Consider the following 23,204-nt stretch of genomic DNA (forward strand, 5'->3'; position numbering starts at 1 on the left):
TCCAGTTATCATTTAACAACCGATCATCGATTGTGTCAAGAGTGAGATGGATGAGGTTTTTTTAGGTCTTTAGAAGGGTTGCTAGTAAGACAACGGAATTGTTTTAAGATCAATAAGGGTTTAAGTGCATCTGTTCTAAACAAAATCAAACGTCTCTGAATCAAATGACAAAGAAGCCTTGAGAAGTCAGAAAACTTCACAAGGCTTATCTTTATTCGTTTAGAGAGTGATAGAAAATTCGAAACCAGATTTATTTTCATAAGGGAAATCAACTTCTGAAAAGATTAATTCCATTTCTGTTTCATGGACAGGCAGAGGAGGCGAGACGATAAAGCTATAAGACATATGACCATCAGAACCATTTCCGCTTCTAAGAGCACAGTCATAATCTGTCTTTCCTTCTTTAATGGAAAGGATGAAGTGGCGAAACTCTTCATAGGTATGAGGATCATGATTACGATTAGAATGCTCCTTATCAATTGTGAAATAGACAATACTGGCATTCTGATATTGACGAATAAAGGTAACGGCGTAAAACAGGCCATCTTTTTCAAATGATTTCATAACCGGAACATTTTTAAGGTACTCTTTTGGTTCAATAATAGGTTTATGCATGTCCTCATTCAACAAAGTGACAAATAAATCATTTAAGTACCCGTCGTAAAAACGATATTTCGTTGCCCATTTACCAATAAGGGACTGAGTTGGAAAGCCAGGGTCATCATTTGTACGGTTTTTACGTTCCCTAATTAAAGAACAAATCTTCTCATCAATTTCCTTAATGCTCTCATCATAATAATCAACAGGTGGTGTAAAAGCCTTATGATATCGATACATCGTAGCGCCTCCATTTATACATGCTTTTTCTATAAAATTCTAACATAAAATCGATAATAGGGATGCTTTGATTAAGTGAAGAGACGGGAACGTTTAGCGTTGTTTATGTATAATTGAAGAGAATCGTTCTTATAAAGGTGTGAGAAAACTGAAGAAATACGTGTTCATCTCCATTTTATTAGTCTGCATAGTCATAGGAGCTTTCTTCTTAGTAAAAGCATTCAATCAACCGAATGAATAGAGGGGATTGAAGAATAAAAGCCTCTTACAGTTTGAACGTTTAGTTGGAATAAATAAAAGGATCTCCTGCTAAAGTCTATATTTATATTTTCTGTTAGCTAGCAATAATATTTCCTATACAATTGGAATTGTCATCCAATTGTAAGTTAAAAGGTGTGAGCATATTGAAAAGAGTCGTACTTATTGCTGTTTTAATAATCTGTTTAATTGTAGGGGGGGTCTTTGTGACACGAACCATGAATCAGTCAGACGATGTTGCTTTAAGTGATGATTTTACGAAAGGATTTATTAATACTGAAATTGAGACGGGTGAAGGGTTTCATTACTTCGAGTCGGGTAATGGGAAATTTTCAATGTGGTTTCCAGAAGGATATAAATTAGAAGATGTTCCTTCGTACGTTAGTAAGGATAGTTATGAATCAATAAACCTATATAAAAAAGCTGAAGATGGTGTGCAGAAGTTAATTAAAATGACCTATTATATTGGCAACGATCCAGGACAAGTAGAAGGGAACTTTTCTGTCTTGCTTAATGATTACGGATTTGAAGATAATTATGAAGAAAAGGATACGGACCAAACACATATATACTCTGGTAATTCTTTTGTCGAATTAATAGAGAATCGTGCAGAGCCTAAAGCGCCAACTGCTGAAAAGCCAGCTAATCAGTATTTTGCTTTAATAAAGGATCAACACTCAGACCAACATGTAAAATTTAGTTATGAAATACATTGTGAGGTAAATTGTTCTATTAATAGTCCAGAGGAAAGCAGTTTTTTTGACACCATTATAAGGAATATTAATTTTAAGGAGTAGGACTATGACTCTTTCTCCGGATATACGAAATAAATTAACAAGTCTACAGTATGAAAATGGGAGCGATGTTTTTGATACTGACTCTGTATTGGAAATTATCCATGAACAAGTAGATATGACAACAGTTACTTCCGATGACATTAGAATTTATACAAGCGATAATCTTGAAGAAGGGAGGCAGGTTGGTGTTGAATCCGGATTTGATGGGGCTGCATTACATATAAGAAATGCAAAAACCGGTGAGAATGAAGTTTATTATATATTTAGAGGCACAGAAACAGAAAATATAAACGATATTATATACGATTTAACTGGTATTGCCACAGGTACACTAAAAGATCAGTTAGATGATGCTCGAGTCTTTTATAACGAGGTGGAGTCAAGTGTCAAGGATAATATTGGTATCCATGAATATGAGGAACTTCGACATCATGGAGATGGTCACTCTTTAGGAGGACACCTAATTGTTAGCTTAGCTTTAATTGAAAAAGATTTTGCTTCTGTAAGAGGAGTGAATGATGCTCCAGTAAATTTAGTTCAAATAGTAGATCTAGATCTAGATTTCAGGAGATATTTATTCACAAAAGGCTATGAAGTTAATAACATCGCACCCGAAGAACTACAACTGCTCGCGCGTAATTTTTATGCTGACGAAGCGAAGAATATTTCACACACACGCGTTCGTGGTGAACCGCTTTACCCGCAGACTATCCCATATACACTGTATATCGGGAATGACATCTACTACATTGGCGACCCAAACACCCTGGAATTTCCAAATGTTTTTGATTCGTCTAATACTGGTTCTGGTTTTCGTTTTGCAAGTCTAATAAGCAGCCCTTTAGGAGTTTTCTATGATCTTGGATTAGGCATTAAGGTGAAAGCAGACTCCTATCTATATGACTTTCATGTAGGCAGGCTAATGGGTTTAATTGGAGCGATGGGTGAAAATATGTCGGTTGCAGAAATTACAGAGGTTATTGAAGCAGCCAAGGATAATCCGTTTGCGGCATTACAGTTAATTCCTAATGCTGAATACGCTCGTTTAATTAGGACATTTGGGTTAAGCCATCTTTTAGAAGGCTTGATGGCACTAAGCAATACAGCTGTGTTAGGAAAAGCACTCGATGTTGTAAAGCATTTTGACCAGATGGATTTGCATAGCATGCAGACACTTATAGATTTATATAATGATCCTAACGTACAAAAGGTATTATATCGCCTTGAGCCAGGAACGAAAAATCATATTAAACTTAATATTGGTACTCTTTTTGGAGCTATGAGAGCAATGGAAGAAGCGCTTGAGCGTAAAAGAGAAGCATTAGGTAAGCTTTTACAGTACCGACAATTTGATGTGCAAGAGCGTGTTTTTGAAGAGCGTCAACGCATTGAATCAATGATGAGTGGGAAGGAAGCAAATTGGCAAGCTTTTTTAAATGAAGAGGGATATAAGTGGACTAATGATACGATTCATAAGCCTACAGGTGTGACATTCCGTAAAGAGTTTGATCCAATTAATTCACATGCGCTTGAGCAAGTAGATTGGATCATTGAATCCTATGAACTTGAAATAAAAGAATTAGAATCGATGCTATCAGACTATAAAGAAACCATGCACGTTCTTTTTGAAACGGATGAAGAATTGGCAGCTTTAATTCGATAAGGAGGAATGGTCTTGTTTGATTGGTTAAATCCTAATGTCGGTACGTATCGTTTTCCTTTTGATGAAGAAGCGTTTGAGGTGGAATCCAGACAAAAGATCGAGCGTATTCAAGATCAAATGGCAACTGGAACTGCACAAATGAATTATGCTAACACAATACTGGGCGATCAGGAAGGAGCGTTTGTTGAAAGCCTTCTTGAACGTCTTGACAAGCTTGTAGGTGCAGAAGAAACAAAAATGCTATTTATTCAAAATTCAAATATGCTTCATGCGAAAGGATTAGCTGCTACGCTTTCTGATAATGCCAAACAAAAATATGATGTTCATACGGAATTAGACCAAGATGCACTCACACGTTCTTTAGAAAAGATGTCTAACTCAAACATTTGGTAAAGAGCGGCGGTCTAAATGGCTGTCGCTTTTTTGAAGATGAAATTCTGTTCTTAATTAGTGAAGAGAGTAGGAGCTAGGATAATCGTTCTACTCGATAAAGACAAAAAACATAAATCAATATTGCACGACAAAAGGGTGAATCAGTTGAAAAAAGTTATCTAACACTTCCGGTCTGTGTAACGATAGCAATTTTCTTCCTTAAAAAAGCATTAAAAACTACAGAACGACATTGCTATAAGCGATCCGTTCACGAATCAGTTTATCGATACAGAGATCGAAACGGATGAAGGGTTTCATTCCTTTGAGTCGGGAAATGAAAAGTTTTCGATGTGGTTTCCGGAACACTTTAAAGTTAATGAGCGAGGAGCACGATATGTCTCTAAAGAGCATTATGAATCATGGAACGCGATTTATAAATCAAAGAATAAAGAATAAGATATGCTCATTGCCAAAATAAAGCTAAGAATAGCAGGGGTTGCTAGGATCACTTTTCCTTGTTTGAACAGTTCTTTTACATGGAAAAAGACAGCAATGACCATAGGAAAAAGTGCAACAATGAAGATTATGTTGGATTTTGTTGCAATCGCAATAAGAAAAAGAACAAATGCGCCGGTGGGTAAGAGTTGATTACGATTGCTTTTCAAGGTTGATCTCCTCCAAAATGATTCTTAATGTTTCTCTTATATCCTTTATGGCAGCAATATAAACGAAAAGGTATAGGGGGAGTACACAACTTAGCGCAAAATAAAACCCCTGTCCGATAAAGGACAAAGGTTAGTGAATTACGATACCTCGGTTGGAAAATCCTGCTTAACAATACTCATTTTTAAAATTCGTTTGCGCTCTAAGTCCGTCTCAAGCACAGTAAAAAGTAGATTTTCCGTCTCGAACACTTCCCCTTTTGATGGTAAGCGGCCAAAATGTTTTAACGCAAAACCAGCGAGGTTGTTTTCCCCCTCTGGGATGTCTGTCCCAAATACATTGTTCAGTTTCCGAAGGGAGAGCTTTCCATGACATTCAATTTTTCTATCCGTGATGGAATCAATTAAGCTATCTTCTTCATGATCGGTTTCGTCTTCAATTTCTTGTCCAATCATTACTTCAATAATGTCTTCGTGTGTGATAATGCCTTCTGTTCCGCCATATTCATCAAAGACAATCGCCATATGTTTACGTTCCTGCATCATTTTTCTGAAAATGACTTCAACTGACTGAAATTCAAACACAACAAGCGGTTTCATATCACTAAATTCTGTTATGTGCTTATGGAGCTCTAATGACCAAGAAGCCAAGAATTTTGAATGGAAGATACCAGTAATTGTATCTCGGTCTTCCTTATAAATCGGATAACGTGTATAGCGATTGTTGATAACAAAGTCCCTGACTTCTTCATACGGTGTGTCTTCCTGAATGGCTTCGATTTCAATTCGGGGTGTATTAATGACGTCTTTCACATCAAGCTCCCTAAAGTCGAGAATCCCTTTAATCCGGTGGGATTCATCTTTCTCAAAGGTACCTTCACCACTGGCGATATCGACAATAGCTCGCAGCTCTTCTTTTGAATACGATTCTTCCTTTGGCTGATTTTTTGATAGAACACGGATAATGGATCCGGTTGCTAAGTTAAGTAAGTATGTAACGGGCTTTAAGATAATCATAACCGTACGTATGATTGGTGACACGAGTAAAGCAATCTTTTCCGGAAATGATGCTGCAATTGATTTAGGTAACACTTCAGCAAATATAATGATGGTCACAGTTAAAACAGCCGTTGCTAAAGCGACGCTAATGCCGTAATCAATGGCAACCATTGTCACAAGGGTTGGCAATAAAATGTTTGCAATATTGTTTCCAATTAGAATTGTTGTAATGAATTGGTCTGGTCGTGATACAAGTTTTAATAGCCCTTCGGATTTTCTGTCTCCTGTAGAAGCTTTTGTTTGAATCTTCATCTTGTTTGCTGCGGTCAGCGCTGTTTCACTTCCTGAAAAGAAAAGCGAAGCAAGCAAACAAGCAATTATAGCAAATAGCACTAGATGCGCCTCCTGAATGGAATATGTATTGTTAATCAAGTAATCAAGATGATTAAAACAGAAAAGAAAAGGATGAAAAAACCGTCATTGTCTCATTTTCCTATATACAATAATATAACGAATAATGTAAGGGAACTCAACTTTCGTACAAATGAACGAAACGATGTTCTAGATTCTGATCATGTTAAGGAGCCTTACCCCGGAAATAAAAGGATAAGGCTTTATTTATCTTCTTTCAGACGTTCGTCCATGTTCCTCGGTCTGTTTCAATCAAAAGGGGTGAAGGTATCGCTGTTTTATCGGAAAAATCCAGCGTCTGCCGATTGGTGATAAAATGATGTATACGCCATCATGATATTCACCAAAGAAATTTAAATAGGTCTCATAATGGATGTCTTCATTATTTCGAATATGGATGTTCATGGCTTGTAATTGGGTTACGAGTTTTTTCATTTGATTGGTTGCGACTCCAATTTCGCTAATTTCCAAAAGATGACTTGATTTGAATGCCGTTTCTTTTGCATTAGGAGTTGTTTCTCTCGCAATACATTCAACAATATTTCCTGAAGGGTCTTCAAAGTAAAACGACTTAGCTTTCGCGCTCACAAATTCGATTTCATTTTGATTCTCTTCCGTTGATAAAGGTACTCGAGCTTTGGCCCATGTTTTTGCCTCGTTAAAAAGATTTGGAGGTATATTAAAAGCAAAATGATAATAATTGCTGCCAGCATCATCGCGATGAATAGTGAAGCGGCTTTTTCCGACTGAAAAAGTAGTTGTATCCACTGTTTCATGAAGTGGATGTAATCCTATTACATGTTTATAAAAGGTAATCGTTTTGTCATATGAGGGTACAAAGATACTCAATTGTTTTATTTGCAATGGTCATACTCCTTTCGATCAAACGCGTTGTATGTTTTTCAGTATAAATGCTTTAAGGGAAGAAATGCGTCATTCAAAGGAGGGGAATCGATTCATCCTTTTGGTGTAGGTGAATTAAAAAAGGCAATGCACTTGTAGCGTTAAAGGATTAAAACCAGTCTTTTCCATGCTTACAAATGAATTGAATCTCTTTTTGATAATGTTCTAGGTGCCCCTCATAAATCATCTTTTGGAATGCCGGGTCGCCTTCATGAGCCTTTCTTGTCATCAATTGACATAACCCCTCCAAACGTCGCACAACCATTTGTACAAAGTCTTCTTTTACTTCTTCGCCATAAGCGTCAAAAAACAATTGAATGCGATGTTTTGTATGGCTTGCGTGATCGGAGGCAGTATAAATGGTTTTCTCGCCATTTTCCGTATAAACAAGCCGACTTAATGGTGCGCATGTATAAAGCGTGTAGGCAATGTCCCAAAGCCGTGGACCTGGACCAGCAACATCAAAATCAATAATACCGACTGGTTTTTTATGATTGAAAATGATGTTATAAATCGCAAAATCATTATGGCATAAGACCTCATGGTTGGTTGGGGTGTTATCAATTGGTGGCCAATCATCTTTATATGAAAAATCGCTAACCGCATCATGGTAAAGACGCAACATGTTGGCAATTTCAACTAAAGCTTCATCAGACCAGATGTATCCATTAAAAGGGTCGTGACCTGCCACACCTTCAATATAAGATAAAATTTCCCTTCCTTTATGATCAATCCCTAAAAACCTTGATGCGTATCGGTATCCTTTGTTCTCTAAATGTTGTAAGAGTGTATGAACCCGCGCGCTTTCAGGTTTTAACCGACGTCGGATTGTATCCCCTAAACGATACACGTCAGAGACATTCCCACCTGCCAGTAATTCCTCATTCATATCATTTGTCATAAAACCCCTCCTTAAAAAGTGCTCCTACGAAGAATTCGACTATGGGAAAGAATAACCTTTTTCTTTAGCGATGACCAAGCAGCGTATGTTGTAATTTTTGCAGAAGAGCCAGATGTTCTTTGTGTGTTTTTAGTCAAAAAATAAAAAAAGAATTGGTATTCCATTTTAGTTCATATTACGCTAAAACAAGAAAGGGGGCATGGTGATGGAGTTGTCAATTGAAACAATCCCAGCGTCTAGAATTGCGTATTTCAGAAGCATTGGTGAATATGGTAGTAGGCAAAACAAGGAGGCGATGGAGAGTTTAAAAACATGGGCAATACAAAACAATCTTTTAACCAATTCAACGATACTAGGCATTCCTCAAGATGATCCGAGTCAAACGCCAAAAGAAGAATGCCGTTATGATGTTTGTCTTCTCATTGACAATGATTTTAATGTAACTGAACCAGCGAAATTCGGTCAATTTGGTGGTGGGACGTACGCTGTTTTCTTAGTTAAACACACAAGCGAAGCTCTGGCGGATTTCTGGAATCGTCTGTTTACGATCATTAATAAAAACGGGTTACATATGAAACAACAACCGATTATAGAAAGATATACTGCGGAGATGCTTGAAAAAGAGTTGTGTGAACTCCTCGTGCCAGTCGAGCATCACGGGGCAAATTGAAAGGAGGTTGACGAAGTCATGCATAAGAAAAAAGTCGACAATGATTGCCGACTTTTTTTCTTATATTTTTTTATATTCACTGTGTCTGACACCTGATATGAAGGGTGTGCCATCTCCGAGTGCAGTGTCATCAAAACGAACGGAACATGTATTAACGTGAACATTCACTACTTCTCCGCTATGACCTTTGTAATCACCACGCTCAACTTTTATTCTGTCGCCAATTACTACATCAATGACTTGCTCGTTTGATTCAGCCACAATCATCACACTCCGTTTAACTAAATCTATATTTTAAGGATTGTTTCTTAGTTTCATTAGAAGACAAAAGAGGATATAGAAGCTTAAATTGCCTAAATGAATCCCTAAGCGTTTTTAGTTTATATGCAACTAGCCAAAAGTTCAAGCGATACTATTTAATTAAATGACAAAATCTTGAACGTTTATGATTTGCTAAAGAGTCAATATGGTTAATCCCTCTAATAACAGGTTTAAGCAATCAATCTGCTTCGCACATCCATCCACCGAAAAGACCAGTGGAGTAAAAGCGGGTTACATTTGTAAACCCGGCTTCTTTTAGTAATGCAATCAATTGATCTTCTGGAGTAAATGAAAGGTTCATGATTGTTTTGCCCATTCCATTTACTTTGGTTTGATCAAATCCGTTATCGAGGAAGAAACTTTTCCAAATCTCGATTCGTTGCTGAAGTTCGGCGCTGTCACGATCCCCATAGGCAGTGACGAGAACAAATGGTGCTCCGCTGCTGACCCGTTTTCGAATTTGGTTTAATAAAGCTCGTTTTTGGTCGTATTCCTCGATAAACTGCAAAACAAGAATACAACTAACCCCATCAAACATGGTTTCTGTTGCTGGAAGGTCGTTCAATGTTCCTTGAATGAGGCTCACGCGTTTTTCCAAGCCAAGTGTATCCACTTTCTCTTGTGCCATAGCAAGCATTTCTTCGGAAGGATCAATGCCAGTGAAAGACCATGTTGGGTTTGATGGTCCCCATGTCGCTAGCTCATTACCGCCCCCGGCACCTACGATGAGTAGAGAGGCGTCTTGATTTATAAATTGAGCACGGAAATACGATTGAATCATCTTAAATAATCCATCATAAGTCGGAATGGACATGCGCGCATTTTTCTCGTACGCTCCTGATTTTATCTGTTCATCTGATCGATCATTCATGTATTGTACCCTCGCTTTGTTATTAGGTATATTAAAGACTCTTAATATCTGTAATATAACTTAAGGGAGAGATAAACGCAATGAATCTGTTCTTTCTTTCCGTTTAACGAACAAAACACTCCTCATTGTAGAAGGAGTGCTTGGGCTCATTTACATTATAGGTAGGAGAGTAGAGTCTTTAATCTCTCGTAAGACTAAGCTCGTTTGTATTGTTGTGACTCCGATTTTGTTGATTTCTCTTATAAAAGACTCTAGTTCTTTTCGATTTCTGCAAACAATTTTTAGTAGATAATCGTATTCTCCAGTTAAGCAATGACATTCCAATACTTCTGGCATTGTCCGTAAAGCTTCTTCGAGCGTATTTAATTGATCTGCTTGATGAATATGCGTATTAATGAATACAAAGCACAACAAGTCGAACCCTAATTTTTCTTGATTCAGAATCGCTACTTGTCTTTTAATGAATCCATCATTCTCCAAACGTTTAATCCAGAGATGTACGGCTGGAGGAGATAAATTGATTCGTTAGAAATATCGATATTACTAATTTTCTCTTCGTTTTGTAATAATTTCAGAATCTGAATGTCGACGGCATCTAATACTTTGCTTGTAACGGATTCCATCTTGGTTCACTAGGGGCCAACACGTCTGGTTGTTTTTGAACTTGAATCCCGTTTTTACAGCAATCCTTGCTTCTTTGCTATTAGGGGAGACGATGACATGGATTCAAGGAGTCGGCAGTCTCGTTGTTATTTCTGGTTGCTTCTTATTTGCACATTTTAAAACAAAGAAGAGAGCTTTTGGCGGAGGAGCAATAAGAACTGCGTTCGCAAGAAGAAAACAGCTACCATGAGACTGTAGCTGTTTATTCTCGCCTTTTTCCACATGAAGTTGTTGTTAAAATGCTCCAATCAGAAGGGTGTTGTTTTATTTTTATTATATTTGTTTTATCTGTAGTAGCGTAATAGCGTCTGAACACAAGGAATGAGTATCATTGCCCCGCAAAAAAACGCCCAAAGCAGACTAACCACCGGATGAAATGTAGGAGTAAGCAGAGGGATAAGACCTGTGGGAAAGAGGATCATGCCGTATTGAATGAGCTTTTTACCACCATAATGGTTGATTGCATACCACTCTTTCTCACTAACCGTCCCTTTAAAAGTCATTCCATAGAAATGATTTGGTTTAACTTTCTTATAATAAAGAGGAATTCCAAGCAAGCAGACAAGGAGACCTAAAACAAAACTTGAAACCGCCTCTGCGATATTTGCCATTTTATCACGCCCAAACATAATGAAGGTACGTTTATCTTAGTAGGTATTCAAAGGAATGTTTCTTGGAGTTGATGTCTTAAATCTCGCTCCAACTCCTATTGCTTAAGGAAAGTGTACCATATTAATTGGTCATACGTTTAATATAAATGAGCCCCTGTATCCTTAGTTACTAAAGGTACAGGGGTTATTTCTATTATCAACTGGTCTGGTTTGTTTCTGTCTTAAGACACACGAGGCGATCCATGTGGTTGGTTAGTATAGATACGAGATTTGTAGCTTCCTTGTTTTTTAACCATTTTTCAATTGAGATACGAAAGGCAGACATATAAAGAGCAACAAGAAAGTGGAGCTCCTGCTCGTCGGTATTCTCCAAATAAGCATGTAGTTCGTTTCGTATAACGGGTTCTGATTCAAGCAATGTATATAGAAATAAGGACGAAACGGACGACGCTTGCATGGCAATTTCATAACGAATAAGAAAGTTAGTACGTTCATTCTGGTACTTATTGGCTAGGTCATAAAAAATAGCATGAAGCGCAGTATGAGGCGATGCCGTTGTTTTTATTTGTTTGATTGAGTGTGAAATCTCCTTTTGTGTCGTGTGTAGAAAACGTGTAAGGACTTCTTCTTTTGATGAAAAATAACGGAAAAAGGTGCGCGATGACAACATGACTTCGTCTGCAATCTCTTTAATCGATGTTTGTTCATACCCTTTTTGTTGGAAAAGGTGGAGCGCTGCTTCTTCTATGTTTAGTTGAGCTTGGCGTTTTTTGCGTTCTCTTAAACTAAGGGAATTTAACTCCTCTTGCGGGGATGGTTTTTTATTCGTCATAGTGAATTTGTCCTCCGTTGACTTTTGTCATTCAGTGACATTATACTTCTTGTACACGTTATTAACAAGGTGTAAACCGATAACGTAGCAATGCTTATTTAACCTTTTTTCAGGAAGACCAACTCTTATCAATATTGGAAAGGAAGGTCGTCATGAACCAATCAAACGATGCTATTCAAGAAAAACTGTTACATGTATTAAGTGGTAAAAGCGAAGAAGATCCATTCTCTGTTTTCGCAGAGGTGCGGCAAGAAGGAGCCGTTATGCCAATTCCAAATCCAATGGGTGGCGGAGACAGGCAAGCATGGGTCGTGACGCATATGGACGAGGCAATGCAGGTTTTAAAGAATCATCATCGTTTTACTGTAGACCCGAGCTCAATTGATAGCAATCGTCATATTCGAGATCACATCGCAAGCACGGTTGATTCCTCAGCACCGCAGACGTTTTTTACGGGAAAGTCGATGCTTTTTGTTGACGAGCCCGATCATCGCCGGTTGCGTAAACTTGTATCGAAAGCTTTTACCCCTCGATATATGGAAAGCCTACGGCCTCGCGTGCAAGAAATTGCTGATGAATTACTTGATCAAGTTCAAGCAAAAGGAGAAATGGATCTTGTCAAAGACTATGCGTATCCATTGCCAATCAATGTCATATCAGAAATGCTTGGGGTGCCACAATCTGACCGAGCAGAGTTGCAAAGCTGGTCATCGGCGATATCAAATGGGTTAGGCTACGGACGACAAGATCCAACCGCCGTTGCAAATATGCAAGCGTTTGGCGAATACACGGCTCAGCTTGTACGAGATAAACGTAAGAGTCCTGAGGATGATTTGATTAGCCAGTTAATCGCGATTGAAGAAGAAGGGGATCGGTTAAGCGAAGAGGAATTAATCTCGATGATTACGCTCTTAATCTTTGCTGGGCATGAAACGACTTCGAATTTAATTGCGACTGGAACGATGATGCTGCTCGATAATCCAGAACAGCTTGATAAAGTGAAAGCGGATCTTAATCTTGTTCCTGGTGCGGTTGAAGAATTGTTACGATTTAATGGGCCATCAACAACTACTGGACCGCGATTCGCAACGGAAGATATTGAGCTTGGGGGACAGCCAATTAAAAAAGGCGATATGATTCTTGTGATGGTAAAGGCGGCGAATCGTGATGAAAACAAGTTTACAGAACCAGAGGATCTGGAAATTATCCGTAAAGTTGATCGTCATTTAGCCTTCGGACAAGGCATCCATATGTGTTTAGGTGCACCACTTGCTCGAATTGAAGGAGACGTAGCATTTACTACTTTATTAAAAAGAATGCCGAATCTTAGACTCGGTATTCCACGTAAAGACGTGACATGGCATTTCGCCTTATCTTCGCAAGGGCTCGGTTCATTGCCTCTTTCGTTTTAACTAAGGACACCACAATAAATGAAACAAAAAAAGCTTGTCGACCGTTTTGTCGACAAGCTGATACCTTTTTGTATGAAGGAAGGTGTCTTTTGTTTATCCGTATTTAAATGACCCCGATCAACCAAGCAATCAACACCATGATAATACTGAATCCCCAGAACCAGAAGAACGCATAGCGGATGTATTTACCCATATCAATTCCAGCTAGGCCGACAGCGAGCCATACGGCCGGAGCAAGGGGACTAATAAATGTACCGACAACATTACCAATCATCATTGCATATCCAGTTGAGGTGCTGGCAACGCCAACTTCAGTTGTAATGCTTTCAACGATTGGAAATAATGCGTAATAATAAGCATCCGTGCTAGTAAGCATATCAAATGGTACACCAAGTAGCCCGATAATAATGTGCAGAATCGGTAGAATTGCTGCTGGTAAAATTTCAATACTATCAACAGCAATCGATTCAAGCATACCAGAACCGTTCATGATCCCGAGAAATGTTCCAGCGGCTAATATGACTGCAGCCATAAGTAAAGCACTCGGTGAGTGTGCTTTGACCCGGTCCATTTGTGTTTGTACATTTGGATAATTAACAACAAGAGCAAGAACTAATCCAATCATGAATGTATAGCCAGCAGGTAAGAAATTCCCAACTAATAATACTAGAACAGCGATGAAAATGAGAGCGTTGATCCAGATTAAATTGTATCGTTTTAGCTCTGCTTCACCGTTGTTACTAATGGCTGAGAGTGCTTCCTTTAATTCCTCTTCTCCCATTGTGCTAGCAGCTGCCTCACCAAATGCGAATTTCTGAATCCGTTTCTTTTCTCGTACGCCTAATATAAAACCTAGACTCAAAACAAGAATGAGACCGATGATTTGCATTGGAATAAGAGGATACCAAAGTTCAACAGGGCTTATTTCAAGAACAGATGCTACACGTCCAGTAGGTCCGCCCCACGGAACCATATTCATAATCCCCGCACTAATTCCGACAAGCATAACCAATAAATAGGGACTCATTTGTAAACGCTTGTACAAAGGGAGAAGCGCTGGGATTGTTAATAAAAACGTCGTTGCCCCTGCACCATCCAGGTGCGCAACAGATCCAATTGCTGCTGTACCAACTGCAACGGTAACAACATTGCCTTTTGTTAGTTTGACCATCCCTTTAATAATCGGTTCAAAGAATCCTGTATCTTGCAAGACTCCAAAAAACAAAATAGCAAATATAAACATAATGGCAACGTTTAAGACTTGATCAATGCCAGCTTCAAAAAAATCAGTTATTTCTGTTATGCCAAAACCTGCAAGGAAGGCTCCAATTAAAGGAACAGCGACCATGGCCACAATAGGGCTTGCTTTGCCCCAAACAAGTAAAGCAACAATAATTAGAATGATGGAGATACCAATAATACTTAACATGTAAATTCCTCCTGGTGCATCGTCATAAAAATCTTTATGTTTGCGCTTACATTAATATTGTATAAACCTATCATACGAGAAGTAAGATAACTATTTATATTTATTGAGAGTTTATTGTTCATTCTGTTCATGGGTTAAACCACATTTACAATGAGAAGCTTGTAACAACTTCTCCATATTTTTATCTTATAAAGGCATATGATTCCTACATCAAGTATGTTAGGTTGTAAAAGACTCTACGGTTTTTTAAACGACTTATAAGTTCTTGGTGTGTTAGGAGGAAAACATATGACGAATTTTTCAATAAGACGCCCGATCTTTACGATCGTTGTGATGGTCTTGTTTATTATTATGGGGATTGTATCGACAACCCGATTGCCGTTGCAATTAATTCCAGATATTGACCCTCCGGTAGCAGCAGTAGTGACAAGCTACTCGAGTGCAGGACCAGATGAGGTCTTATCAGAAGTAACCGAGCCAATTGAAGAAGCGCTCGCAACAACTTCAGGATTACAAACGATGCAATCAAATACGACTGAAGGGACTTCAATGGTCATTCTCCAGTTTGATTGGGACACGTCGATTGATGATGTAGAATTGGATATTATTAACACGCTCAGGTCTGTTGATCTACCTGACGATGCAAATGAACCGTCATTTTTACAGTTTGATCCATCGATGATGCCGATGATGCAACTTGCTGTGACTTCAGGTGACTCGATTGTAGATTTCCAAGACGATGTGAATGACTTGTCAGACGAACTATTAAACATCGTTGGCGTGGCAAGTGTTGACGCCAATGGAAGTTTGACAGAAATAGTAGAAATTAGTCTTGATCGAGACGAGATGAATGACTACAATGTCACGCAAGATGATGTGAGTGGGGTTATTCAAGCAAATGATGTATCGATGCCTGGTGGGGCTGTTGAGCAAGACGATTTAACGTTAACAACGCGGGTTATTAGTGAGATTACGACTCTTGATGACATACGCGAACTCGTTGTTTCACTCGATCCCGATTCAGGTGATGAAATTACAATTGATGACCTTGCCGATGTGGATATCGTTGCTGAAGATCAAACGGTTATTACAAGAGCGAATCAAGAAGAAGCGATGACGTTAGCTGTTATGCAAGAAAGCAGTGCAAATACATCTCAAACATCCAATGCAGTGAACGAACGAATTGATGAGTTGTTAAATGATAGTGATTATGACGATTTAGATATCGTTTCGATTTATGATGAGGGACAATTTATTAATGCGGCAATTTCAAGTGTCGTGACAGCATTGATTCTTGGTGGCGTTCTTGCCATGGCGGTCTTATTCTTATTCCTTAGGAATTTTAAAACGCCACTCATTATTGGTTTAGCGATTCCAATTTCCATTATGGTTACATTTGCGCTTATGTTTTTCCTCGATATTGGGTTAAACATTATGACGCTAGGTGGGCTTGCGTTAGGAATAGGTTTAGTAGTTGATAATGCCATTGTTGTTATCGAAAACATCTACCGACACCTTTCACAAGGAAAAGATCCGAAAAAAGCAGCAAGTGAAGGAACGAAAGAAGTGTTTGGTGCGATTGTAGCATCAACATTAACAACCGTTTCTGTCTTTTTACCGATCGTCTTTATTTCAGGAATTGTTGGCGACCTCTTTAGAGATCTTGCATTAACAGTTTCCTTTAGTTTATTGTCATCTTTATTTGTGGCCATTACGCTTGTACCAATGCTTGCAAGCCGTGTCTTAAAAACGCCAAAAGAGGATGTAGAAGAAAGCCGTAGAAACACAAAAACGATGCGCTCACTTGAGAAGATGACCCATTGGTCACTTGGTCACCGGAAAACCGTGATCGGCATGACACTTCTCTTGCTTGTTGGTGGTGTTGCTGGCTTAAGCACAGTCGGAACAGAGCTTTTACCTGAATCTGATCAAGGTACATTTACTATCGAAGTTGAAATGGAGACCGGGACAACTCTGAGTCGTACCGATGAAGCGGTAGAACGGATTGAAGATGTTTTAAATGACTATCAGGAAATCGCTGATTATTCGTCAACGATCGGTGGCACTTCCATGGATATGGGTGGAAATGGACAGTCCCATATGGCGGAAATTGCCGTATCACTCGTACCTGCGGATGAACGGACACAAAGCGATGGAGCGTTTGTAGAGTCCATTACACGGGATTTGGAACGGGCTGATAGTGACGCAGATGTACGAGCATTCACGCAAAGTGCGGCAATGGGCGGCGAAGCAAACACGGTTCCATTTACAGTCGCTTACTCTGAACGTGAAGAATTATATGAGTTTGCGGAAGAAGTAGAAGAAGAACTGCTTGATTCAAATTTAATAAACGAAGTGCAATTAAGTATTGAAGATACTGTTCCAGAAGTTGTCATTGAAGTAGATGATGAGGCAGCTATTGAAAATGGGTTTACTCCAATCGAGATTGCACAACAAGTAAATGAAGCAACGCGTGGAGAGACGATTGGAACTGTGCGCATTGGTGAAGATGAAGAGGATCAATCAAGGTCAGTTTACGAAGTAATGGTCAGCCTGTATTCAAGTTATACGGAATCGGTTAGTGACCTAGAAGAGTTAACAATTACGAACAGTGAAGGATCGATTGTCACATTAGATGAAGTGGCAGACATCACTGAAGGCGAAGGACCTGCTGCCATTCAACGTGCTGACCAAGAAGAAGCAGTTGAATTTACGGTAGGATATACGACGAATGCTGTATTAGGTGATGTATCTAGCTTCATTACGCAAGCGATCGATGATGTGGAACTGCCTGATGGAGCAGAGTTCTCATTCGGAGGGGAACAAGAAATCCTTGATGATGCGATTGGTAGTTTAATCTTGGCACTAGTGTTAGCGGTCATATTCATCTACTTAATTATGGCAGCACAATTTGAATCGTTTAAACTTCCATTCATTATGATCTTGACGGTTCCTCTTGTTGTAATAGGTGTTTCGATTGCGTTAACGATGACGCAAACGGCTATTGGTATTACAACATTTATTGGGGTTATTATTCTCGTTGGGATTGTAGTTAATAACGGGATTGTTATGTTGGATTTTGTGAACCAACAAAAACAAAAAGGCTTAGGGACATACGATGCACTCGTTGAGTCAGTAAAATTAAGAACAAGACCGATCGTAATGACATCTGTTACGGCAATACTAGGAATGGTGCCAATTGCGATTGGCATTGGTGAAGGGGCAGAGATGCAACAGCCAATGGCGATAGCGGTAATCGGTGGTTTGATTAGTAGTACCTTGTTAACACTCGTGTTCATTCCTGTTGTTTATAGTTTATTTGATAAAGAAACGCGTCACCTTAGAGGAAGACCTGTCATCGTTGAACATGGAGACGGAGAAAGCCAAAGATATTTACGTTCATCTCATGATCGAGTCAATGGTGAATGGGTCGAGGCAGAAGATGAGCAACAAGATCATCACACGGATGCAAGTGACGAGAGTCAGGAGAAAACAGAATCCGAATCTCAAAAAGAGAACGATGATTTATCAAAAGATGAGATTTTACATCTGCTTGAACACATCTTGAAAAAGAACAAAAAGGACTCTGATAAAGAGTAAGAGTGAGTATAGAAAAAACCTCTGAGATTTCATCTCAGAGGTTTTTTAGGTTTGTTGGAGGTTGTTTCATCTTACGATTCAGTTATACCGAATAATGAGATCAAGATCTAGCGGACGGCAAGGTAGGGAAAGGATCACACAGTCACTCATCCGTAAAAAAGAGTGTCGAAAGGGCTACTCTCCTAATAAAATAGCAGCCTCCACTTTAATGGTGAATGGCTGCTTTTCATTAGAATTTAATATGAAGACTTTCAATCAATTTATCAAGTAAATTTAATTGACGTTTAGTTGCTCTTAAGTTGCGAACCATTCCTTTTATAATAATTGGATTGGGTTTAAGATTCATTAGTTCTTTTTCAAGAATCGCTAATGTTTGAAGTGCCTCTTCTTTCACTTCATCAAGCTGTCCTTGTTTAAGATCAGCCTTCATTTGCTTCGTAATCTCTAGTGGATTTAATCGTTCCTCTGGGTCCTCGTCAAGATATAAAGAACGAAGATGGTTATTCATAAAAGGAGGATAAGAGGAATGAGGTAGATTCTTTAAAACGATGTCTACTTGGTCAATGCAATACCGAATAACTTGATCGAGATCTGCTGGTAATTGATGCATGACTACGAGTTCCATGTACTGCCGTGTAATACCGATTAATGTAAAAGCACCGTCTGTGACATATGGCTTAATGGAGTCTCCATAAATCTTTAGTAACGACTGTTCGACCCAATTAAAATTGATTGTTGATTTGCTTTGCATTTGTCGGTAAAGTTGTTTGTTTTCTAAATGACGCATTTCTTGATCTTGAACGCGGTAGAACTCTTGGTTCTCAATATAATGGTTAATGACAATCTTTAATTGGTTTGCCAATTTCTCTTTTTGTGACAAAACAGTATCCGCTTCGATTGCTATAATTTGATCTTCTATATATCTAAAATAATATTCTAATATACTTATAAGTAGTTCTTCTTTAGATTTAAAATAAAGATACAAGGTTCCTTTTGATATGCCACATGTTTCTGCGATGGTTTGCATGGATGTTCCTTTATAACTTTTGGAAGAAAATAAATTTTTGGCGGTAACGAGTATTTCTTTTTCCTTTTCAAGATCTTTTTTCCTCAAGTCATAACCACCTTAATCAAATTTCCATTCTATCGTACCACAAATCGAAAAAGGAAAACAAACAACGATCAGAGCATACGGAATTGTTAAAAAACAAGTGTGGCTTTCTTATGATAGCTATGAATGAACAGGGTGATAAACGATTGATTTGTTAGCACATTTAGCAAATATACAAGGGGCTAATCAAATCATAATTAGTTAAAGGCTTGCTGATTAATCGAGTTGGTGATAGAATCAGCAGTAACAAACACGAAAGGAATGATGGGTGGCCGATGGATAACTAACCTATTTTTTACATTTGAAATGGATATTTCAAACGATAAAACATAGGATTAGTCTGCCCACATTTCAAATAATTGATTGAGTCGCCTAAAGGGACTCGTTCGTTTATTTACGTACGGTTATATAAGACTAATCCTTCCAAATTATGTTTGGGAGGATTTTTTAATTCTCCCTGTAGAAGGGATGAGCATAATGATTGAATTGATTCGAATGCATGATATAGAAATAGAAATACAAGGTCATACGCTATTGGAAAAAGGAAATGGCACCGTCAATAAAGGAGACGTTATTGGGATTATTGGGAAAAATGGTGCGGGGAAGTCAACCTTGTTAAACCTGTTAAACAAAGAGTTAGCTCCGACAAAGGGGCAGCTCATATATGGTCAAGAGGATCTGAAGGTTTCGATGGTCGAACAAGAAACAGAGTCTTATTTGATTGATCGTTTAACGGCAGATGAGTTAACATTATTAAAGCACTGGCACGTACCTGCGCATCATTTTGAAAAGCTAAGTGGTGGAGAAAAGCTAAAAGCGCGTCTTGCGAAAGGCTTTACAACCGATTGCGATCTTTTATTACTAGATGAGCCAACCAACCACTTAGATGAACAAAGCTTAGCTTTTTTAACAAAACAAATCAAAGCGTATAAAGGAACGATTGTACTTGTTTCCCATGATCGCTCCTTTCTAGACAGTGTGACAACAAAAATATGGGCAATAGAAAATAGAAGCTTGGTTGAGCACAAAGGCAATTACACAAGTTATATGAAAGCACGAGAAGAAAAAAGGGCAGCACAACAACGGGAATATGAGAAACAACAAAAAAAGATTAAACGGATCGAAAACCAAATGAACCAACTATCATCGTGGTCGAGTAAAGCTCATTCCCAATCAACGAAGCAGGAGGGGTTTAAAGAGTTTTATCGCGTGAAAGCAAAAAAAATCGATTCACAAGTTAAATCAAAGCAAAAGCGGCTTGAAAACGAACTCGAAAAAGCAAAGGTTGACCAAGTGGCGCCTGAATACGAAGTGCAATTCACAATGAAAGCAAGTGGGAAAAAAGGCAGACGATTTTTAGAGGTAAAAGCATTACACAAAGCATTTGGTGACCGCGTTCTCTTTACCGATTCGCATTTTACGATTCAACATGGTGAGAAAGTAGCGATAACAGGTCCTAATGGCAGCGGGAAAACAACCTTTTTACAAATGATTGTTGGGAAGGAACCGTTTGAAGGGGACGTTTGGAAGTCGAGTGCGGCAACGATTGGTTACTTAACACAAGAAGTGTTTGATCTTCCGTTAGACCAAATGCCAGAGCAACTATTTTATCAAAAGAAGTATGAAGACCGAGGTCATGTCCAAAACTTAATGAAGCATCTAGGATTTACGGCTTCCCAATGGTCAGAACCAATTGAGCTGATGAGTATGGGGGAGCGTGTGAAATTAAAGCTAATGAAATATATCCTCGAAGAAAAAGATGTGCTTGTTTTAGATGAACCAACCAACCATCTTGATTTAGAATCAAGAGAACAACTGGAAGATACACTTGCCCAATATAGTGGAACCATGTTGGTTGTCTCCCATGATCGCTATTTTTTAGAACAAACAACAAATACAAAATTAGTGATTGCAAAAGGACGTATCACAAAGCAGTTAGGCGAAGAACAAGCGCCAAACAAGAAAGAAAACAATGAAGAAGCACGAATGACACTTGAAACAGAGCGACAAGAAGTGCTTGGCAAGCTTAGTTTTGCGAAGCCAGGAAGTAAAGAATACACGGAATTAGATACAAAATTTAATGAGCTCACAAAACAAATTAAGGCGTTGTCTTAAGGGAGCGAGTGCGCAAAAGAAACGAAGGAGGTAGGGAATATGGGAAAAGCGATACCCTTTTTAATGTTCAAAGGTGGGAAAGCAGAAGAGGCAATGAATTATTACGTATCTATTATAGAGGACGCAGAAATAACGAGTATAGTACGGTATGGAGCGAATGAATCTGGAGATGAAGGAACAGTAATGCAAGCGACTTTTACTGTAAAAGAACAGGAGTTTATGTGTATCGATAGCAATGTGGCACATGCGTTTTCATTTACTCCTGCATTCTCCATTTACGTTACCTGTGACTCGCAAGAAGAACTAAACGAGCTTTATTATAAATTAATGGATGGAGGAGAAGCACTTATGCCAATTGGTGAGTATGGTTTTAGCCAAAAGTTTGGTTGGGTAAACGATCAATTTGGCGTATCGTGGCAATTAAATCTTCCCTCGTCACAGATAGGATAAAATAGGAAAACAGGCGCTTTTCTCACTTGAGGATAGCGCCTGTTTTAGTATAGAAGGGCGAGTTATATCAAGAATTTGATAAAAAATATGCAGCTAATCTTCATCAAGAAAGGGAGTAGACACATAAGTAAAGAAATAGACGAATGTAAGTAGATATGAAAGAATAAATAGTAAATTAGCTTATAAATTTGTTGAAGTCGAGCTATTATACAGATAAGTTGCTAATCATTATCGTTAATTGTAGATTTAACTCATTTGCAAAGAGCCATTTTTTTAGTCAGCTCGGTCGTACACGATAGTAATGATTTCTTTTAATGGAGGGAATTCGTTTGACGATTGGTATAAAGCTAAAAGAGGATCATGACTTTTCTTGGTTAAACAACTATGATGACGTTTTTGAAGTGTTTGATCAACAAGACTCGGGAAATATTTCATTTGGGGTAAATGTAGGCAACAAGAAGAGGTTTGTTAAATATGCAGGAGCATGCAATCTCGTCTACCAAGGATCTGTTGCCCAAGCGGTAAAGAACCTTGAAAACGCGAAAGAAGTGTATCAAGATCTAGCCCACCCGTCTTTAATAAGGTTATATCATTCGTTTCAAACGAAACAAGGGTTGGGTTTAGAGTTCGAATGGGTGGAAGGGGTTAACCTCTATCCCCATTGGACTTTTGATATTTACGATAGGCATCAAGATCCAAGGTCGTTGTATTATCAAACGAGGCATCTTCCTTTTGAACGTAAATTATCAATGATTGAGACGATGCTCCGCTTCTTATTGCATACAGAGGAGAACGGGTACACGCCCGTTGACTTTTATGATGGAAGTTTAATGTATGATATGGACACAGGGGTCACAAAAATCATCGATATCGATTTCTTTAGAAAAGGTTCAATTAAAAATACACTCGGTCAGGATTATTGGGGGCCGAAACGAATAAAGGCTCCAGAGGAGAAAACGAGGGGCGCTGTCATTGATTCCCGTACAACAGTATTTACTGCCGGGAAGATTATCATGGAACTCCTATCAACACACGAATCACCAACACTAAAAGAATTAAACTTAAATCCTACAGTAGAAAAAACAATTCAGACCGCAATAAAACAAGAGCAGAAGAACCGATTTTTGACTGTGCATGACTTCTATCAATCTTGGTCTAAGAAAGTAAAAAATGAGTGTAATGAACGTCAACAATAAAATGGAAAGTCCATTGCACGAACGAGAGTGAACCCCATCGCTCATAATCCTATATTTTAATCATTCTTCTCGCGTCTAAACGCCACGTCTGATAAACGCAGAACGCCATTCCTTCGCGGT

At 38.6% G+C, this 23,204-nt stretch carries 21 protein-coding genes and 2 pseudogenes; 11 read left to right on the forward strand and 12 right to left on the reverse strand.

What is annotated here, in order from left to right; genetic code table 11:
* Positions 1-219: 219 nt before the first annotated feature.
* A complete protein-coding gene (locus BK584_RS22520) occupies positions 220-837 on the reverse strand; it encodes a hypothetical protein (protein ID WP_078394755.1) in 618 nt (205 codons plus the stop codon).
* A 464-nt stretch (positions 838-1,301) separates the two neighbouring features.
* Here BK584_RS22520 and BK584_RS22525 point away from each other — a divergent pair, with 464 nt between their 5' ends.
* The 4 genes from BK584_RS22525 to BK584_RS25790 all read left to right on the forward strand — a co-directional run bounded on the left by BK584_RS22525 (position 1,302) and on the right by BK584_RS25790 (position 4,383).
* Positions 1,302-1,892 (forward strand): YvcA-related protein, encoded by a 591-nt coding sequence (locus BK584_RS22525; RefSeq protein WP_078394756.1) that lies wholly within the window; start codon positions 1,302-1,304, stop codon positions 1,890-1,892.
* A gap of 4 nt (positions 1,893-1,896) precedes the next feature.
* The gene (locus BK584_RS22530; RefSeq protein WP_078394757.1) at positions 1,897-3,555 is read left to right on the forward strand and encodes a DUF6792 domain-containing protein; all 1,659 of its coding nucleotides are present in this window, start codon (positions 1,897-1,899) and stop codon (positions 3,553-3,555) included.
* Between the two features lie 12 nt (positions 3,556-3,567).
* Positions 3,568-3,948, forward strand: coding sequence for a hypothetical protein (locus BK584_RS22535; RefSeq protein WP_078394758.1), 381 nt, complete (start codon positions 3,568-3,570; stop codon positions 3,946-3,948).
* Between the two features lie 273 nt (positions 3,949-4,221).
* A complete protein-coding gene (locus BK584_RS25790) occupies positions 4,222-4,383 on the forward strand; it encodes a YvcA-related protein (protein WP_496196946.1) in 162 nt (53 codons plus the stop codon).
* On the opposite strand, the gene BK584_RS22540 is transcribed toward BK584_RS25790, so the two are convergent.
* From BK584_RS22540 to BK584_RS22555, 4 genes are all read right to left on the reverse strand, one after another.
* Positions 4,359-4,592: a hypothetical protein gene (locus BK584_RS22540; protein WP_078394759.1), complete on the reverse strand. Its 234-nt coding sequence runs from the start codon at positions 4,590-4,592 to the stop codon at positions 4,359-4,361. The genes BK584_RS25790 and BK584_RS22540 overlap by 25 nt on opposite strands.
* Positions 4,593-4,730: 138 nt before the next feature.
* Positions 4,731-5,981: a hemolysin family protein gene (locus BK584_RS22545; RefSeq protein WP_078394760.1), complete on the reverse strand. Its 1,251-nt coding sequence runs from the start codon at positions 5,979-5,981 to the stop codon at positions 4,731-4,733.
* Between the two features lie 270 nt (positions 5,982-6,251).
* Positions 6,252-6,863, reverse strand: a complete 612-nt coding sequence (locus BK584_RS22550; RefSeq protein ID WP_078394761.1) for a VOC family protein — start codon at positions 6,861-6,863, stop codon at positions 6,252-6,254.
* 148 nt (positions 6,864-7,011) lie between these two features.
* Positions 7,012-7,803 carry an aminoglycoside phosphotransferase family protein gene (locus BK584_RS22555; RefSeq protein ID WP_078394762.1) on the reverse strand — a complete coding sequence of 264 codons (792 nt, stop codon included), beginning with the start codon at positions 7,801-7,803 and terminating at the stop codon, positions 7,012-7,014.
* Positions 7,804-8,008: 205 nt separating this feature from the next.
* On the opposite strand from BK584_RS22555, the gene BK584_RS22560 reads away from it, so the two are divergent.
* Positions 8,009-8,473, forward strand: coding sequence for an AraC family transcriptional regulator (locus tag BK584_RS22560; RefSeq protein WP_078394764.1), 465 nt, complete (start codon positions 8,009-8,011; stop codon positions 8,471-8,473).
* A gap of 60 nt (positions 8,474-8,533) precedes the next feature.
* On the opposite strand, the gene BK584_RS22565 is transcribed toward BK584_RS22560, so the two are convergent.
* The 3 genes and pseudogenes from BK584_RS22565 to BK584_RS22575 form a co-directional block, all read right to left on the reverse strand.
* Entirely contained in the window at positions 8,534-8,734 is a 201-nt protein-coding gene (locus BK584_RS22565) for a KOW domain-containing RNA-binding protein (RefSeq protein ID WP_078394766.1), read from the reverse strand.
* A gap of 238 nt (positions 8,735-8,972) precedes the next feature.
* Positions 8,973-9,665 carry a class I SAM-dependent methyltransferase gene (locus BK584_RS22570; RefSeq protein ID WP_078394774.1) on the reverse strand — a complete coding sequence of 231 codons (693 nt, stop codon included), beginning with the start codon at positions 9,663-9,665 and terminating at the stop codon, positions 8,973-8,975.
* Positions 9,666-9,815: 150 nt separating this feature from the next.
* A pseudogene (locus BK584_RS22575) lies at positions 9,816-10,288 on the reverse strand (Lrp/AsnC family transcriptional regulator).
* Positions 10,289-10,297: 9 nt separating this feature from the next.
* On the opposite strand from BK584_RS22575, the pseudogene BK584_RS22580 reads away from it, so the two are divergent.
* Positions 10,298-10,518 (forward strand): annotated as a pseudogene (locus BK584_RS22580) (EamA family transporter); the annotation flags it as partial.
* A gap of 94 nt (positions 10,519-10,612) precedes the next feature.
* Here the strand turns inward: BK584_RS22580 and BK584_RS22585 are convergent.
* Both BK584_RS22585 and BK584_RS22590 read right to left on the reverse strand, forming a co-directional pair.
* Positions 10,613-10,939, reverse strand: coding sequence for an SdpI family protein (locus BK584_RS22585; RefSeq protein WP_078394778.1), 327 nt, complete (start codon positions 10,937-10,939; stop codon positions 10,613-10,615).
* A gap of 196 nt (positions 10,940-11,135) precedes the next feature.
* Positions 11,136-11,771, reverse strand: a complete 636-nt coding sequence (locus tag BK584_RS22590) for a TetR/AcrR family transcriptional regulator (RefSeq protein ID WP_078394780.1) — start codon at positions 11,769-11,771, stop codon at positions 11,136-11,138.
* A 152-nt stretch (positions 11,772-11,923) separates the two neighbouring features.
* Between BK584_RS22590 and BK584_RS22595 the strand changes: the two genes are divergently transcribed.
* Positions 11,924-13,183 carry a cytochrome P450 family protein gene (locus BK584_RS22595; protein WP_078394782.1) on the forward strand — a complete coding sequence of 420 codons (1,260 nt, stop codon included), beginning with the start codon at positions 11,924-11,926 and terminating at the stop codon, positions 13,181-13,183.
* Positions 13,184-13,286: 103 nt separating this feature from the next.
* Here the strand turns inward: BK584_RS22595 and BK584_RS22600 are convergent, their stop codons facing one another.
* Positions 13,287-14,612 carry a CitMHS family transporter gene (locus BK584_RS22600; RefSeq protein ID WP_078394784.1) on the reverse strand — a complete coding sequence of 442 codons (1,326 nt, stop codon included), beginning with the start codon at positions 14,610-14,612 and terminating at the stop codon, positions 13,287-13,289.
* Positions 14,613-14,900: 288 nt separating this feature from the next.
* Between BK584_RS22600 and BK584_RS22605 the strand changes: the two genes are divergently transcribed.
* A complete protein-coding gene (locus BK584_RS22605; RefSeq protein ID WP_078394786.1) occupies positions 14,901-18,212 on the forward strand; it encodes an efflux RND transporter permease subunit in 3,312 nt (1,103 codons plus the stop codon).
* Between the two features lie 229 nt (positions 18,213-18,441).
* On the opposite strand, the gene BK584_RS22610 is transcribed toward BK584_RS22605, so the two are convergent.
* The gene (locus tag BK584_RS22610; RefSeq protein WP_078394788.1) at positions 18,442-19,326 is read right to left on the reverse strand and encodes a TetR/AcrR family transcriptional regulator; all 885 of its coding nucleotides are present in this window, start codon (positions 19,324-19,326) and stop codon (positions 18,442-18,444) included.
* Between the two features lie 474 nt (positions 19,327-19,800).
* Here BK584_RS22610 and abc-f point away from each other — a divergent pair, with 474 nt between their 5' ends.
* The 3 genes from abc-f to BK584_RS22625 all read left to right on the forward strand — a co-directional run bounded on the left by abc-f (position 19,801) and on the right by BK584_RS22625 (position 23,084).
* Positions 19,801-21,438: a ribosomal protection-like ABC-F family protein gene (gene abc-f / locus BK584_RS22615; RefSeq protein WP_078394790.1), complete on the forward strand. Its 1,638-nt coding sequence runs from the start codon at positions 19,801-19,803 to the stop codon at positions 21,436-21,438.
* A 39-nt stretch (positions 21,439-21,477) separates the two neighbouring features.
* On the forward strand, positions 21,478-21,888 hold the full coding sequence (locus BK584_RS22620) for a VOC family protein (protein ID WP_078394792.1): 411 nt from the start codon (positions 21,478-21,480) through the stop codon (positions 21,886-21,888).
* 329 nt (positions 21,889-22,217) lie between these two features.
* Positions 22,218-23,084 carry a protein kinase family protein gene (locus BK584_RS22625; RefSeq protein ID WP_078394794.1) on the forward strand — a complete coding sequence of 289 codons (867 nt, stop codon included), beginning with the start codon at positions 22,218-22,220 and terminating at the stop codon, positions 23,082-23,084.
* Positions 23,085-23,204: the final 120 nt, after the last annotated feature.

This window comes from Shouchella patagoniensis, from assembly GCF_002019705.1.
Taxonomy (GTDB): domain Bacteria; phylum Bacillota; class Bacilli; order Bacillales; family Bacillaceae_D; genus Shouchella; species Shouchella patagoniensis.

Excerpts from the sequence above, each read along its gene's own strand:
- BK584_RS22590 (WP_078394780.1), bottom strand. The coding sequence starts at position 11,771 with ATGACGAATAAAAAACCATCCCCGCAAGAGGAGTTAAATTCCCTTAGT.
- BK584_RS22560 (WP_078394764.1), top strand. The coding sequence starts at position 8,009 with ATGGAGTTGTCAATTGAAACAATCCCAGCGTCTAGAATTGCGTATTTC.
- BK584_RS22570 (WP_078394774.1), bottom strand. The coding sequence starts at position 9,665 with ATGAATGATCGATCAGATGAACAGATAAAATCAGGAGCGTACGAGAAA.
- BK584_RS22520 (WP_078394755.1), bottom strand. The coding sequence starts at position 837 with ATGTATCGATATCATAAGGCTTTTACACCACCTGTTGATTATTATGAT.
- BK584_RS22605 (WP_078394786.1), top strand. The coding sequence starts at position 14,901 with ATGACGAATTTTTCAATAAGACGCCCGATCTTTACGATCGTTGTGATG.
- BK584_RS22620 (WP_078394792.1), top strand. The coding sequence starts at position 21,478 with ATGGGAAAAGCGATACCCTTTTTAATGTTCAAAGGTGGGAAAGCAGAA.
- BK584_RS22530 (WP_078394757.1), top strand. The coding sequence starts at position 1,897 with ATGACTCTTTCTCCGGATATACGAAATAAATTAACAAGTCTACAGTAT.
- abc-f (WP_078394790.1), top strand. The coding sequence starts at position 19,801 with ATGATTGAATTGATTCGAATGCATGATATAGAAATAGAAATACAAGGT.
- BK584_RS22585 (WP_078394778.1), bottom strand. The coding sequence starts at position 10,939 with ATGGCAAATATCGCAGAGGCGGTTTCAAGTTTTGTTTTAGGTCTCCTT.
- BK584_RS22555 (WP_078394762.1), bottom strand. The coding sequence starts at position 7,803 with ATGACAAATGATATGAATGAGGAATTACTGGCAGGTGGGAATGTCTCT.
- BK584_RS22595 (WP_078394782.1), top strand. The coding sequence starts at position 11,924 with ATGAACCAATCAAACGATGCTATTCAAGAAAAACTGTTACATGTATTA.
- BK584_RS22600 (WP_078394784.1), bottom strand. The coding sequence starts at position 14,612 with ATGTTAAGTATTATTGGTATCTCCATCATTCTAATTATTGTTGCTTTA.